Here is a 14324-nt window from a genome sequence, read left to right as displayed (position 1 = left end):
CCCCCCAAGAACACAAGGTTTAGCGCGTGTATGCGCGCATCAAGGGGGTGCTAGAACAGCTGTTAGAAACGCAGATTGTCCTAGAACACCCCAAAGATAAAAGTTTGGGGCATTATGCCAGCGTGGTGGCTTTTTCTTTGGCTAAGACGCGCAAAAAAGCCCCCAAACTCCTCGCCTTAGAGATCGTGGAGTTTTTGCAAGAACAAGAGGCGTGTCAGGAGTTGTTTGCGCGCATTGAAGCTCTCAATGGCTATATCAATTTCACACTTAAAGAGAGTTTCCTAGATAGTTTATGCACGCAAGCCTTGGCTTTGGGGTGTGATTTTGGTCGGGGTGTTTCAAAGGAGAGCCTCTATGTAGAGTTTGTGAGTGCCAACCCAACGGGACCTTTGCATATCGGGCATGCCAGAGGGGCGATCTTTGGGGACAGTCTGTGCCGTTTGGGGCGTTTTTTGGGCGTAAAAACCCATGCGGAATATTATGTCAATGACATGGGCGCACAAATTAAGATGTTGGGCTTGTCTGTGTTATTGACGATCCAAGAGATGCAGGGCATGGAAGTGCAGTTTCCTAAAGGAGCCTATGACGCTAAAGAATTAGCCCCGCGTGCGCTAGAACACTTTGGTCATTTAGAGGGAACGCAAGAGGAGTTGATCGCTAAACTGGGGGATTTTGCTAAGGATTGTCTGCTAGGGCGAATCCAGCAAAGTTTGCAGGACATGGGCGTGCAAATGGACGCTTATGTGAGTGAAAAAGCCATGTTTAGCGCGCAAGAAGCCATTTTTGCACGCCTGCAAAAAGCTGGGGGGGTGTATGAAAAAGAGGGGAAAATGTGGCTAGCTTCCAGCATGCATGGCGATGAAAAAGACCGTGTTTTGAAAAAAAGCGATGGGAGTTTCACCTACATCGCTGGGGACATCGCCTACCACGATTATAAATTCGCGCAACGCTACGACCACTACATCAATATCTTTGGAGCCGATCACCATGGCTATGTGGCGCGTATCAAGGCGGCTTTAGAATTTTTGGGCTATGAATCCCAACGCCTAGAGGTGCTCTTAACCCAAATGGTGGCACTACTCAAAGAGGGCAAGCCCTATAAAATGAGCAAACGCGAAGGGAATGTCGTGCTATTAGAAGAAGCCCTGCAAGACATGGGTAAGGACGCTTTGCGCTTTGTCTTCCTCTCTAAGAAGTTGGACACCCATTGGGAATTTGACATCGCCAATTTGCAACACCAAGATAGCACCAACCCCATTTTTTACATCCACTACGCCAACGCGCGTATCCACACCATGCTAGCCAAGTTCTTGCAAAGAGGGGAGGCGCGCGCGATCGCACAAAGCCACTTGGAGAATCTCCCCCCCCCAAGCAAGACACCTGCTATTTAGTGCCCTGAATTTACCCAAAGTGCTCTCTAACGCCTTTGTGGATCGAGAGTTGCAAAAGATTTGCGAATATCTCAAAAATCTAGCTGGGGATTTCCATAGTTTTTACAACGCGCACAAAATCTTGAACACCCCTGAGGAGCTCAAATACCTCAAGCTATGCCAAATGGTGAGTTTGAGCTTGACAATCGGACTAGATATTCTAGGGATCAAAGCCAAGAAAAAAATGTAAGGAACGCAGGACGGGGAAGGAGGGGGAGGTTACCCCGCCCTGCGACCGCCATTCTAGCAGAAGTTTTAGGTATTTTAGCTTAAATGAATCGCTTTTTGTCAAAATTCTTTCAAAAGGCGCGCGGGAGCGGGGGGCTATCGTGGATTAAAAACTTATGTTATAATCCTTTAAGTTTAAAAACAAAGGATGAGGATGCGTATTTTGTTAGTGGAGCGTGATATCCATTTGAGTAAGCAAATCAGCGCTTATTTAGGTGAGAAGAGTTTTCAGGTGGATATGGCAGAAAACCTAGAAGATGGGGAATATTACATCAGTATCCGCAATTACGATCTGGTGTTGGTGGATATGGAGCTTAGTGATGGGAGCGGGCTCAATCTCATTTCCTATGCTAAGTCCAAGCACCCGGCCATTGTGAGTATCATGTTTGCCAACAAGGCTTCCAGCGAACAAGAGATTCGAGCCTTCAAAGAGGGGGTGGATGACTTCATCGCTAAACCCTTTGATTTGGGTGTGTTAGCCGCTAGGATTGAAGCGCGCTTGCGCTTTTGGGGTTCGAGCATTATTGAGATTGAGGACTTGGTGATTAACCCCGATGAGGAGAAGATCATCTACAAAGGCAGAGAGATTGAGGTCAAGGGCAAGCCCTTTGAGGTGCTCACCCACTTAGCCCGCCATCGCGATCAGATCGTTTCTAAAGAGCAATTATTAGATGCGATTTGGGAGGAGCCCGAGCTAGTAACCCCCAATGTGATCGAAGTGGCGATCAACCAAATCCGCCAAAAGATGGACAAACCTCTAGGCATCTCCACAGTAGAAACCGTGCGCCGTAGAGGGTATCGCTTCTGCTACCCCAAGGGTAGCACAGAGCATTAAAACGCGATCGCGTTGTGGCTTTGTAGTATGATCTCTAAAACTTCTTGGGCGTGGGTGAGTCGCCCTAGAACCACCTTAGCCCCAAAATACTCCACACAGGTTTGACAGGAGAGAATCTCCACCCCTAGTTTTTCTAAATTTTGCAAGGCTTGCAAGGCTTGAGAGTTGTCTATGTGGCTATTTTGCGTACTCAAAAGCACTCCGCGGTTTAAAAAGATGATTTGCTTAGGCAGTAAGTCTGGAGACACTGCAGAAAGGCTATTTAAAAAGCCCACGACCACCTTAGCCCCCAAATCTCCCTCTCCGATTTTATCCGCACTAAAGATCAGATGTTTGTTTGGCATGCGCCTCCTTGATGATGAGATAGAGTAATTCTATAAAGACTTTGTAAAGCCGATCTAAATCCTCCACACGCACGCGTTCATCTATGGCGTGGATGCGATCGTTAGGCAACCCAAATTCTACCACCTCCACCCCCATAGCTGCTAAGAAGCGCGCATCGCTCGTGCCCCCATGCGTGTTGAGCAAGGGGGTGCGCTTTAAAACCCTAGAGATAGCCTCTTGAAGATGTTTGACCAACACGCCATCTTTAGGGCTTAAAAAGGGCAGGGAGTGTTGAGTCAAAGTGATGCTACAAGGGATTTTCTCTAAGACCACATCTAAGAAATTGGCTACATCTTCTAGGGTGCTCTCAGGGGAGTGGCGCACATTGAAGAGAAGTTCTAGGGATTTGGGTGTAACATTTTCAGCCCCCGAGTCGCTTTTAATGGTGGTGATGATGAGTCTTGAGGGCTCAAAAAAGGCGTTCCCCCCATCCAAATGCACACCAGCGATCAAATTGAGCTTACTAGCGATGAGATCGATGGGGTTTAAACAGGTTTTAGGGTAGGCTACATGCCCAGCAATGCCCTGCACGACAATTTTCCCCCCAATGGAGCCCCGCCTTCCAATTTTCACACTATCGCCCAATTCCTTCATGCTAGTAGGTTCAGCCACTAGGGCGTAATGGGGCAAGAGCGCGCGCTCCTCTAGGACTTCTAAGATGTGCTTGGTGCCAAAGCGCGCCTCCCCCTCCTCATCGCTGGTAAGCAGGATCGAGAAAATGAGCGCGGGGCTATCTGGTTTGAGAGTGGCGCATACATCGCGCAAGGCGCACACAAAGGCTGCTATCCCTCCCTTCATGTCCTGAGCTCCTCGACCATAGAGAAAATCCCCGCGCACCACTCCTCCAAAGGGATCGCAAGACCACCCCTCCCCCACAGGCACCACATCTATATGCCCGGCAAAGCAAAAATGCAGGGGGGTTTGTTTGGGATCGCCAAAGCGTTTGTAAAATAAGACATTGCTCACCCCATTTTTATCCGCGCGCACCACCTCAAAACCCCCCAAGAGTGCCCCGATATAATCAAAGATCCCCTCTTCCTTGGGGGTGATGGTTTTATAGGAGAGTAATTGTTGGGCAAGTTTGAGCACCGCGCTCATGGGAGCACCGCCTTAGTTTTTGCGTGCAAGTGTAGATAGATTTGCAAGACCTCTAAATTAGCTGGAGTGATCCCACTGATATAAGAGGCTTCTAGCAGAGTTTTAGGGCGGTGCTTGCTGAGTTTTTCAATGGCTTCTAAGCCTAATCCGGCGATCCTTTCAAAATTGAAATCTTGAGGGATTTGGCTCTCTAACATGCTTTGCATCTTGGCAATAGAGGTGCTTTGTTTTTCAATGTAGCTATGGTATTTGCAGGCAATTTTAACCTGCTCAAGCACCTCATTATCCAAGTCTTGTAAAAAGTCAAAGAAGGCGCGCAAATCCTGCTGTGTAAAACCCTCACGCCCAGCCAAAAACACCCCATCGCATTTATCATTAATGGGGGCTTGATCTAGGGCTTGGAGTTTTTCTAGGGTGTGTTTATTGGGGGTGATGCTTGTGTGCTTGAGGGTGTGCAATGCCTGCGCGATTTGGGCTTGTTGGGCTTGCAATTTAGCGTAATTTCTAGAATCCATCAAACCTAGCGCGTGCGCGTGTGATCCTAGCCTCAAGCGTGCGTTGTCTTCTCTGAGCAAGAGGCGGTATTCCGCGCGCGCGGTAAATAGGCGGTAGGGCTCTTGAGTGCCCTTGCAAACTAGATCGTCAATCATCACCCCGATATAGGCTTGGTTGCGCGCAAAGACTAGGCGATCTTGCTTATGCCTGCCTAAAGCCAAAGTGGCGTTAATGCCCGCCATTAGCCCTTGTGCGGCTGCCTCCTCATAGCCAGTTGTGCCATTGATCTGCCCAGCTAGGTAGAGATTAGGGATGCTCTTAGTTTCTAGGGTGTGGTGTAATTGCGTGGGTTGCACAAAATCGTATTCAATGGCATAGCCATAGCGCGTAATATGGGCATTTTCTAGCCCCTTGATGGAGTGAATTACTTGCTCTTGAATTTCAAAGGGCAAAGAGGTGCTCAGTCCATTAACATAGTATTCGCTAGCGGATCGGGTTTGGGGTTCTAAAAAGAGTTGGTGGCGTTCCTTGTCCTTGAAACGATGGATCTTGTCCTCAATGCTAGGGCAATAGCGCGGTCCCACACTCTCAATCTGCCCGCTAAACATGGGGGATTTGTCTAAATTGGCTTGTATGATGGCATGGGTGTTGGAGTTAGTGTAGGTGATAAAACAGGGGAGTTGTTCTAAAGGGCTTGGGGGGCTTTTGTAGGCAAATTTAGGGGGGTTAGAGTTGCCATGGTGGGCTTCTAATTGGCTAAAATCAATGCTAATACCCGCCAATCTAGGACAAGTGCCCGTCTTTAACCTACCCACTTGCAAACCTAGCGCGCCAAGTTGGCGCGAGAGTTGCACAGACGCGCTCTCCCCAAAACGCCCATTCTGGCTTTGGTGCGTGCCAATATGCACCAGCCCTTGTAAAAAAGTGCCTGTAGTGAGGATCACCTTTTTAGCATGGTAAGTTTTACCCAAATTGGTTTGCACCCCCACCACAGCCCCCCCCTCTAGCAAGAGAGATTCGACCATCTCTTGAGAGACGCTCAAATTTGGGGTTTGCAAGGCAAGATTGCGCGCTAAAATGCGGTAAGTGTCCATGTCAATTTGGGCGCGTGTGCCCCGCACGGCTGGTCCCTTTGAGGCGTTTAAAGTGCGCCATTGCAACGCGCTTTTATCTGCCAAAAGCCCCATCACCCCCCCCAATGCGTCAATTTCTTTGACTAAATGCCCCTTGCCCAGCCCCCCAATGGCAGGATTACAGCTAGCTAGAGCGATATTATCCACCAAGAGGGTGAGCATGTGCACCCGCGCGCCCATTTTTGCCCCCACAAGGGCGGCTTCTAAGCCAGCATGCCCCCCGCCTACCACCACAATATCCACTTGCATAACAACCCTTTTTTAAAGGGTATTATACCCCAATAAGCCCAACAACCCTAGACTTTGAATTTCCCAAACTCGTTTTCTAATTCCTGATTTTTGGTTACCAATTTGAGGCTATGCGCCTCTAGCTGCTGGCGCACCGCCTTGACTTCCTTAAAAATATTGAGAAATTCGGTGGTAACTTGGTTGAGCTCCTCCATTTTTGCCACCACGATATTGGTTTGGTTGCGGGTTTCTTGAGACCTGCTCTTGGTGGTGCTCAAATTATCCGTAGCGTCTTTAGCGTCCTTGATGAGCAAAGAGGTTTGTTCTGAAACTTCTTGGGATTGGGTCGCCACACTTTGGATACGCGCCCCCATGTTTTCAATGCTTTGGGTTACCATATTCACCATTGCGGTGATTTCGCCCAAGGATTTTTGCGTTTTGCTAGCCAAATTGCGCACCTCATCAGCCACCACGGCAAACCCGCGCCCGTGCTCACCCGCCCGGGCGGCTTCAATGGCGGCGTTCAAAGCTAATAAATTGGTTTGGTTGGCGATTTCCTCAATGATGGAGAGCACGCCCTTGATCTCATTGGCATGGCTGACTAGCTCGCTAGATTCGGTAGCGATCTCCTGTTGGTTTTGCGCGGAGCTCAAAATGAGATCCACAGAGTTTTGAATCTTGTCGGTAAACGCCCCCAAAATGACGCTGGTTTGATCCAAATTCTCAATAGTGTTACTCAAATTCCCCCTAGCCACCTCCAAACTCGCGCCCACTTCATGGTTAATGCTCTTGAGATTTTCTACCGATTTGAGCTCGCGATCAGCCGCTTCGTTGAGTGTGATTGTGGAGTCTTTGAGCGCGACTCCCACTTGGTTGTTCTCCTCTACAATGCCTTTCCCAATTTTGACGATCTCGGCGATCTTGGTGATGAATTGGTTGATAAAGCTACAAGCCGTCCCGATCTCATCTTTAGAGTTAATTTCAAGCTTTTTAGTCAAATCGGCTTCCTCAGATGAGGCTAAATTTCTAGCCGTGGTTTTGAGATTGTTAAGAGGGTTGATCACATCTTTTTGCACCACGATAAAGATTAACAAAATGATCCCTGAGGAAATCCCTATCATCCACAGCAAGGTTTTGGTGCTAAACTCATCGGCGTTGCGCTGGGGTTCTTCTAAGGAGAGTTTGACTTGCATCACCCCAATCATATCCCCGGGTTTATTATTGGTGTGGCAGGTTACACAGCTTTTATCCCCCACCAAGGGTTGCAAAACGCGCACATGCCTATCCTTGCCCACCCCGCGCACCTTGACTTCTTGGGGGGTGCTAGGATCGTTGAAATAACGCAAAATCTCTGGGTCTTGAGTGAAACTCTGATTCAAGCCAAAGAGTTTAATGTCCCCTTCACCCGGGTAGAATTTCATCTGCACCCCTGGGAGCTTATTGCTGTCATTAATGGCTTTATAAATGGCTTCAGTCGTGCCCACGGTGATGGCTTGCACGATGGTGTTAATGATGGACGCGTTGATGCTTTTAGCTACCTCTTTACCCTGCATTTCTGTCAGACTCTTATAATCGCGTTTGACGGTCATAAAGATCGCAAAAGCCAAAACCCCCAGCAAGACGACTAGGTAGATCACAGCGCGCGCTCGTAAACTCAGCATAAGTTTCTCTCCAATTCTTTTATTGGGGTTTTGATTTAGCATTTTAACATAAAAGTGCTAGAGAATTGAATCCGCACTTTGTGGAATCTCTGTGTGTGGACTGATGTCTAGGGTGTGCACATCGCTAAATTCTGCATGCTGGTAGCCCATCACTCCCGCGCGCCCGATCATCGCCGCGTTATCCGTGCAAAACTCTAGGGGGGCTAATAGCAATTCTATGCCAAACTCTGCACATAAGTTTTCTAATTGCGTGCGGATATAAGTGTTCGCACTCACCCCCCCCACCAGCCCAAAGCGCTCCACTCGAGCGCTCTGCAAATACGCCCGCACTTTGTGCAAGAGATGCGCGCAGGCGGTTGTTTGAAACCCCGCACAGATTTGCGCCTGCAATTCTTGGCTTAAGGGTTGGGCTTTAGCCACTGCCAAACGCACCGCATTTTTAAGCCCTGAAAAACTAAAGGCTAGCGCGCTTTTTTGTCTAAGGGGTAGGGGGAAGGGGTATTCTTCTCCAGCCGGGCACAAACACGCTAACTTTTCTACCACCGGACCCCCCGGATAGCCCAAACCCAACATTCTAGCCACCTTGTCAAAGCTTTCTCCTAAGCTATCGTCCAAACTTTGGGCGATGATGCCCATGTTTGTAGGATCGCGCGCCTCTATGATGAGAGTATGCCCCCCAGAGACTAGCAACACGCTTAGAGGAAAGCGCGCGCAAGGCTGGTTAATAAAGAGCGAATAGAGATGCCCCTTGAGGTGATCCACACTAATAAGAGGCAGATTTAGACTGAGTGCTAGGGCTTTAGCCATCATTAGCCCTTCTAAAAGGGTAATGGCTAATCCGGGGCGCGTGGTGAGCGCGATAGCTTTAAGGGGGGCAAAAGGGGTTTTACCCCCCAAAAACGCCTTAGCTTTTTGGAGCAAGAGGGGTAAGTTGTGGGCATGCAAGCGGGAGGCTAATTCAGGCACCACGCCTCCATGCGCGCTGTGTTCTGCCTCTTGAGAGATTTTAGCATGCCAGAGTAATTTGCAATCCTCTAGGCGCGTGAGCGCGAGCGAGCTATCATCACAACTACTTTCAATACTTAAAAGCATCGCCTCCCTTTAGGGTATAATGCGCCCCATTATACTACAAGGTGAAAGATGGCACGATTTAAAGCAGAATGGGAAGAACAAAGCGCGCTTTTGATGGCGTTTCCGCACGCCTCTAGTGATTGGGGCGCGTATTTGAGCGAGGCGCGCGAGTATTTTACCAAGATTATCCGCACTCTAGCAGATTACCAACGCGTGCTAGTGTGCGTGCATACTAGCGATAGTGGGGGGTTGGACAAACTAAGCCGCCTTAATAATGTTGAAGTGGTGTTATTAGACACCAATGACACTTGGGCGCGCGACTTTGGACCTTTATGCGTGGAAACCGCCGGGGTGCATTTTTATTTGAGTTTTGTTTTCAACGCGTGGGGGAATAAATACGAAAGCAAGTTAGATAGCACCATTAGCATGCGCCTTGCCCAAAAGGGGCTTTTGCGCCATCCCTTGCGTTTTGTGGATGTGGTCCTAGAGGGGGGGAGCATTGAGTGCGATGGGGCGGGCACACTACTAGCTAATCGCTATTCTCTACTCAATCCTAACCGCAACCCGGATCCAGAAAAGAGCATTGCTAGACTCAAACAAGAACTCAGTCTTTCGCGCATTTTGTGGATCGACACGCCCCCCTTAGCCGGAGATGACACAGACGGGCATATTGACACTTTGGCGCGCTTTTTAGACCCCCAAACCATCGCCTATGTGAGTTGCACCGATCCTTACGATCCCCACTACCAACCCCTACAAGAAATGCAGGACATGCTCAAGAGTTTTAAAACCATAAAAAACAAACGCTATAAACTCATCCCCCTGCCCTTGCCAGGTCCCAAATTTTATCAAAACCAACGCCTGCCCGCCACCTACGCCAATTTCTTATTTGCCAATAGCGGGGGGCAACGCGTGCTCTTTGTGCCCACCTATAACGACCCCTTAGACGCGCATGTGCTTAAAATCTTGCAACAGCACACCAAAATTGAGGTGGTGGGGATAGATTGCTCCTTTTTGATCCGCCAACATGGGAGCTTGCACTGCGCGACCATGCAACTTTACTAATGCGCCAAATTTGGGTGCGCGGGCGCGTGCAGGGGGTGGGTTTTAGACCTCTAGTCTACCAAATTGCTAGCGCATTAGGCGCGCATGGTTTTGTGCGCAATGTGGGCGGGGCGGTGCAGATCGTGCTAGAAAAATCCCTAGAATCCCCCTTTTTAGCTGCATTGCATGCCAAACTCCCTCCCCAAGCCCAGATTTTAGAAATCACCACCCAAGACATAGAGATAGAAGTGCTAGATTTTTCTATCCAGCCTAGCCTGAGCGCGCCCTCTGCTTGCGACCCCCTGCCCCTAGATCAAGCCACCTGTTTAGAATGTTTGCATGATTTAAACGATCCAACAAGCCGTTTTTATCATTATGCTTTTACCACCTGTGCGCAATGTGGACCGCGCTTTAGCATGCTCTATGATCTGCCCTTTGATCGAACTAACACGAGCATGCGCGCCTTTGAGATGTGCAAAGAGTGCGCGCGCGATTATCATAACCCACAGAGTCGGCGCTTCTTCGCCCAAGGGCTTTCATGCCCTAAGTGTGCGATCCCTTTGTATTTTCACACCCAAACCAAAGTGCGCACAAGCGCGCCCCTGCAAGCTTGTATAGAGGTGTTGCAAAAAGGGGGGGTGGTGGCAATCAAGGGGATTGGGGGTTTTGCTTTAATAGGAGATGCGCGCGATATAGAGGTTACTAGGCGTATTAGAGAGATCAAAACACGCCCCTTTAAACCTCTAAGCGTGATGGTGCGCAATTTGGACATGGCGCATTCTCTAGCCCATCTCAACCCCTTAGAGGAACAAACCCTGCAGGCTAGCAGCGCGCCCATAGTGATTGCGCGCGCTAAAACCCCCCTAAACCCCCTCATTGCCCCTCATTTAGACACTTTGGGGCTGTGTCTGCCCTACACACCCTTGCACCATCTGCTTTTACAAGCCCTAGATCGTCCTTTGATTTTCACCAGCGCTAATTGCAAGGGCGCGCCCATTTTTCACATCCTAGAACAGGCGCGTAGCCTTGCAGTGGATGGGATTTTAGATCACGCCCGCGCGATTGTGCGCCCCATAGAGGATAGCGTGGTGCGTGTGAGCGGGGGGCGTGTGGGGGTGGTACGCTTGGGGCGCGCTCTTGCCCCCTTAAGCCTGCCTAGTGGGAGTCCGGCTTTACTCTGTGGCTTTGGGGCACAAAGCAAAGCCTCTTTATGTTTTAGCCAAGATTTTAGCCTGATTAGCCCTGAGATGGGGGATTTAGAGAGTGTGGAGTGTGTGGAACATTACCAAGATAGCTTAAATTTCTATTATCATCTAAGAGGCACGCCTGAGCACACCGCCATAGATTTACACCCCGGTTATTGCTCCTCTAAGCTAGGGAGTCAGCGCGCTAGGCAGTGGGGCGCGTCTTTAAGTCAAGTGCAACACCACGAGGCGCATTTTTACGCCCTTTTGGGCGAATACGCGCACACACACCCCCCAAAGTCGGGGCAAAGAGTGTTGGGTTGGATTGCCGATGGCTTTGGGCTAGGTTTGCAGGGGCAATTATGGGGCTGTGAAATCTTTGAGGCACAATATAAGGACTTTTGGGAGGTTAAACGCCTCTATAGCCTAGAACCCTTTGAGATTTTAACCACCCCTAAAGCCCTTAAAAATGCGCACTATTGCGCCTATGCCCTAGCGCGCGCACACCACTTGCAAGGCTTACTAGATCGCGCCCAGATAGAACACGCAGATTTGATTAATCGCATGCTAGATTCCCACCTGCAAACCCGGCTCACCACCTCTTTAGGGCGACTCTTTGATGCGATCGCTACTTTTTGTGGGGTGGGGGGGCTTAATAGCTATGAATCCCAAAGCGCGGCGCAATTAGAGAGTTTGGCGCGCTCAATAAATAGCCACGCGCGTTATGGCTTAGAATTAAAACAAGATTGTATCGCTTACCATGCCCTGCTCACAGAATTACAAGCAGATATTTTAAACGCCAAAGAGGCTTTAAGCGCGCGCAAATTCCACAACGCTCTTGCCCATTTAGCCCTAGAATTGCACCAACGCCACCATGCGCCTTTATTGCTAGGGGGTGGGGTGTTTGCTAATGCCTTGCTTGTCCAGAGTATTAGCGCGCTCTTGGGCAAAAACGCCTTTTTCCCCCAAAAACTCCCCTTTGGAGATGGGGCGATTGGCTTTGGGCAAGTAGAATATTTACGCAACCAAATAAGGAGGCAGGCATGCGAATCGCTTTAAGCTGTGGGAATGGGGGCAAGGAGAGTTTAGAACTTATTAATGGGGTGTTTATGCCCTATTTACAAGAGTTTTTGAGCGCAGAAGGTGAGGACGCTGGGATATTTGAGGGGGGGGCGTGCGCCTTGAGCACGGATAGTTTTGTCATTGATCCGCTCATCTTCCCCGGGGGGGATATTGGCAAACTCAGCGTGTGCGGGAGCGCTAATGATGTGTGCGTGCGTGGGGCGCGCCCGGAGTTTTTGAGCATGGGTTTTATCTTAGAGGAGGGGCTAGAGATCGCGCTTTTAAAGCAAATCTTAGATTCTGTGCGCACACAGTTAGAAATAGGCGCTCTTAAATTACTCTCCCTAGACACTAAAGTCGTGCCTAAGGGGTGCGTGGATAAACTCTTTATCAACACCACCGCGCTAGGGCGCATAATTTACCCCCATATCAGCGCGCGCCATCTCAAAGCAGGGCAGAGTATTATTGTGAGCGATTGCATTGGCACACATGGCGCGTTGCTCTTTTCTTTGCGCCATGAAATCCAGTTACACACCTCTTTACAAAGCGATTGTAAGCAACTCTTTAGCGTGCTAGAGGGGGTGTTAAAAAGCCCCTACCAGCTCTATGCGATTCGAGACGCCACACGGGGCGGGCTAGCTGCCCTGCTCAATGAATGGGCTTTAGCCTCTAGAGTGGGGATAGAGATTGAGGAGGCACAAATCCCCATTTTAGAGGGGGTTATGGGGGTGTGTGAGATTTTAGGGCTTGAGCCCTACGCTTTGGCTAATGAGGGGGTGTGTGTGCTCAGTGTGGCTAGCAAGGACGCTTTAGGGGTGTGCGATCTATTAAGGCAGGGGGGGGCAAACCCGGCTATCATTGGGGAGGTCATACAAGCGCGCACCCCTTGCGTGTATCTGCGCAACGCGTGGGGTTCTAGGCGTTATTTAGAAATGCCTGAGGGGGAGTTGTTGCCGCGCATTTGCTAAAGCCCCTGCTCGTGCTGGTAGCCCCATTTATCTTTGGTGAGATAATAACCCATATAGCACAAAATCGCATACCCGATGGTCAGATACGCCCCAACGCGCTGTTCAGGGTCCATATACGCCCCAATGACCCCAATAATCGATCCGCTAATGCCTATGAATTGGATGAGGGGTAAAAAGGGCGCACGGTAGGGTAGATCGTTTAAGGATTTGCCTGAAGCCACAAATTGTTTTCTAAAATTGTATTGGGCGATACTCACGCTAATCCACACAATGATCACGCTAAAGCTAATGATATTGATGAGAGCCTCCATCATTTCTTTGATCCGCCCATTTTGGACATAATCATTGCCAAACATAATAATAAGGGTGCAAGCCATGGACAAATACATCGCATAAACGGGCGTGCCCTGTTTGTTGAGTTTGGCAAAGATGGGAGGGAACATCTTTTTTTGGGCTAAACCATAAACCATACGGCTAGAGGCGTAAATCCCTGAGTTGGCAGTAGAGAGAATGGCGGTGATGATGACAAAATTCATAATATCTGCCGCGTAAGGAATCCCTATGCCAAAAAAAGGCAAAGGGATGCGCTCTAGGGTGCTCACAAAGGGGCTTTTAGTGATGCTAGAATCTGTCATGGGCAAGAATACTGAGATGATGATCACCGAGCATAAAAAGAAAAACACAATGCGCCATAAAGTGGCTCTAATGGCTTTGGGCATTGCCACACTAGGGTTTTTAGCTTCCCCAGCGGCTACACCTACGATCTCTGTGCCCGTGTAGGCAAAGATCACCGCCAAGATCGCCCCAAACACCGCGCTAACCCCCTTAGGGAATAACCCTTCTTGGAGATCTTTGCTGGGGTGATCGATGTAAAAATTCGCAAAAATGCCCCCTATGCCATGCAAATAAATTTGGTAGAGTATCCCAATTACGCCCAGCACGATGAAAATAAACACCGCAAACACCTTCACAGAGGCTAGGAAAAACTCCCCCTCAGCAAAGATTTTCACCGAAAAGGCGTTGAGCAAAAAGATGAGCGCGATACAGGCTACCACCCAGTAAGTAATGGGCACCTCTGGAAACCAGCGTCGCATCAGCGCGCCTACCGCGAAGTATTCTACCGCCACGGTTACGATCCAGCCCACCCAATACATCCAAAAAACCATGTAACCTGTGGCTGGACCAATAAAGCGCGTGGCGTAATCCCCAAAACTCCCCGTGCTAGGATAAACGCTGGCTAACTCTCCTAAAGAGAGAATGATAGAATAGACAATCACCCCGCCCACAATATAGGCTAGCAGAGTGCCCAGAGGTCCCGCATTAGCGATATTACCCCCCGTGCCTACAAATAACCCCGTCCCAATGGTCCCGCCCAAAGCGATCATCAACACTTGGCGTAATTTGATGTCGCGGTTTAAATTTTCTTGTTGCATACCTTACCTTTCTTAAAAGCGCTCCTTAAAACAACCGCGCTTTAAACACAGCAAGTATACCAAAGCAAAA

The 14324-nt window shown here is 49.4% G+C and carries 10 protein-coding genes and 1 pseudogene; 5 read left to right on the top strand and 6 right to left on the bottom strand.

Going from position 1 to position 14324, the window contains the following annotated elements; all coding sequences use genetic code 11:
* Positions 1-26 precede the first annotated feature (26 nt).
* Positions 27-1620, top strand: a pseudogene (argS, locus tag EAO33_RS06780) (arginine--tRNA ligase).
* A 192-nt stretch (positions 1621-1812) separates the two neighbouring features.
* Positions 1813-2493: a homeostatic response regulator transcription factor HsrA gene (hsrA, locus tag EAO33_RS06775; protein WP_120946016.1), complete on the top strand. Its 681-nt coding sequence runs from the start codon at positions 1813-1815 to the stop codon at positions 2491-2493.
* On the opposite strand, the gene EAO33_RS06770 is transcribed toward hsrA, so the two are convergent.
* The 5 genes from EAO33_RS06770 to tsaD are packed head-to-tail and all read right to left on the bottom strand — an operon-like array spanning position 2490 to position 8584.
* The gene (locus tag EAO33_RS06770; protein ID WP_120946015.1) at positions 2490-2837 is read right to left on the bottom strand and encodes a hypothetical protein; all 348 of its coding nucleotides are present in this window, start codon (positions 2835-2837) and stop codon (positions 2490-2492) included. The two genes, hsrA and EAO33_RS06770, sit on opposite strands and share 4 nt — an antisense overlap.
* The gene (gene dapE / locus EAO33_RS06765; protein WP_120946014.1) at positions 2812-3975 is read right to left on the bottom strand and encodes a succinyl-diaminopimelate desuccinylase; all 1164 of its coding nucleotides are present in this window, start codon (positions 3973-3975) and stop codon (positions 2812-2814) included. Before dapE ends, EAO33_RS06770 begins: the two co-directional genes overlap by 26 nt.
* Positions 3972-5852 (bottom strand): tRNA uridine-5-carboxymethylaminomethyl(34) synthesis enzyme MnmG, encoded by a 1881-nt coding sequence (gene mnmG / locus EAO33_RS06760; protein WP_120946013.1) that lies wholly within the window; start codon positions 5850-5852, stop codon positions 3972-3974. Before mnmG ends, dapE begins: the two co-directional genes overlap by 4 nt.
* A 47-nt stretch (positions 5853-5899) precedes the next feature.
* Complete coding sequence (locus EAO33_RS09840; protein ID WP_328590019.1) at positions 5900-7492, bottom strand: methyl-accepting chemotaxis protein; 1593 nt, start codon at positions 7490-7492, stop codon at positions 5900-5902.
* Between the two features lie 57 nt (positions 7493-7549).
* A complete protein-coding gene (gene tsaD, locus EAO33_RS06750; protein WP_120946011.1) occupies positions 7550-8584 on the bottom strand; it encodes a tRNA (adenosine(37)-N6)-threonylcarbamoyltransferase complex transferase subunit TsaD in 1035 nt (344 codons plus the stop codon).
* 48 nt (positions 8585-8632) lie between these two features.
* Here tsaD and EAO33_RS06745 point away from each other — a divergent pair, with 48 nt between their 5' ends.
* The 3 genes from EAO33_RS06745 to hypE are packed head-to-tail and all read left to right on the top strand — an operon-like array spanning position 8633 to position 12821.
* Positions 8633-9628 carry an agmatine deiminase family protein gene (locus EAO33_RS06745; RefSeq protein WP_120946010.1) on the top strand — a complete coding sequence of 332 codons (996 nt, stop codon included), beginning with the start codon at positions 8633-8635 and terminating at the stop codon, positions 9626-9628.
* Positions 9628-11850 (top strand): carbamoyltransferase HypF, encoded by a 2223-nt coding sequence (gene hypF, locus EAO33_RS06740; RefSeq protein ID WP_120946009.1) that lies wholly within the window; start codon positions 9628-9630, stop codon positions 11848-11850. Before EAO33_RS06745 ends, hypF begins: the two co-directional genes overlap by 1 nt.
* The gene (gene hypE / locus EAO33_RS06735) at positions 11835-12821 is read left to right on the top strand and encodes a hydrogenase expression/formation protein HypE (RefSeq protein WP_120946008.1); all 987 of its coding nucleotides are present in this window, start codon (positions 11835-11837) and stop codon (positions 12819-12821) included. Before hypF ends, hypE begins: the two co-directional genes overlap by 16 nt.
* Here hypE and EAO33_RS06730 read toward each other — a convergent pair.
* On the bottom strand, positions 12818-14254 hold the full coding sequence (locus tag EAO33_RS06730) for an amino acid permease (RefSeq protein ID WP_120946007.1): 1437 nt from the start codon (positions 14252-14254) through the stop codon (positions 12818-12820). The two genes, hypE and EAO33_RS06730, sit on opposite strands and share 4 nt — an antisense overlap.
* Positions 14255-14324 lie beyond the last annotated feature (70 nt).

This window comes from Helicobacter labacensis (genome assembly GCF_003660285.1).
Taxonomy (GTDB): Bacteria; Campylobacterota; Campylobacteria; order Campylobacterales; family Helicobacteraceae; genus Helicobacter; species Helicobacter labacensis.
This window is presented reverse-complemented; position numbering and strand designations above follow the sequence as displayed.

Excerpts from the sequence above, each read along its gene's own strand:
- hsrA (WP_120946016.1), top strand. The coding sequence starts at position 1,813 with ATGCGTATTTTGTTAGTGGAGCGTGATATCCATTTGAGTAAGCAAATC.
- EAO33_RS06770 (WP_120946015.1), bottom strand. The coding sequence starts at position 2,837 with ATGCCAAACAAACATCTGATCTTTAGTGCGGATAAAATCGGAGAGGGA.
- dapE (WP_120946014.1), bottom strand. The coding sequence starts at position 3,975 with ATGAGCGCGGTGCTCAAACTTGCCCAACAATTACTCTCCTATAAAACC.
- mnmG (WP_120946013.1), bottom strand. The coding sequence starts at position 5,852 with ATGCAAGTGGATATTGTGGTGGTAGGCGGGGGGCATGCTGGCTTAGAA.
- EAO33_RS09840 (WP_328590019.1), bottom strand. The coding sequence starts at position 7,492 with ATGCTGAGTTTACGAGCGCGCGCTGTGATCTACCTAGTCGTCTTGCTG.
- tsaD (WP_120946011.1), bottom strand. The coding sequence starts at position 8,584 with ATGCTTTTAAGTATTGAAAGTAGTTGTGATGATAGCTCGCTCGCGCTC.
- EAO33_RS06745 (WP_120946010.1), top strand. The coding sequence starts at position 8,633 with ATGGCACGATTTAAAGCAGAATGGGAAGAACAAAGCGCGCTTTTGATG.
- hypF (WP_120946009.1), top strand. The coding sequence starts at position 9,628 with ATGCGCCAAATTTGGGTGCGCGGGCGCGTGCAGGGGGTGGGTTTTAGA.
- hypE (WP_120946008.1), top strand. The coding sequence starts at position 11,835 with ATGCGAATCGCTTTAAGCTGTGGGAATGGGGGCAAGGAGAGTTTAGAA.
- EAO33_RS06730 (WP_120946007.1), bottom strand. The coding sequence starts at position 14,254 with ATGCAACAAGAAAATTTAAACCGCGACATCAAATTACGCCAAGTGTTG.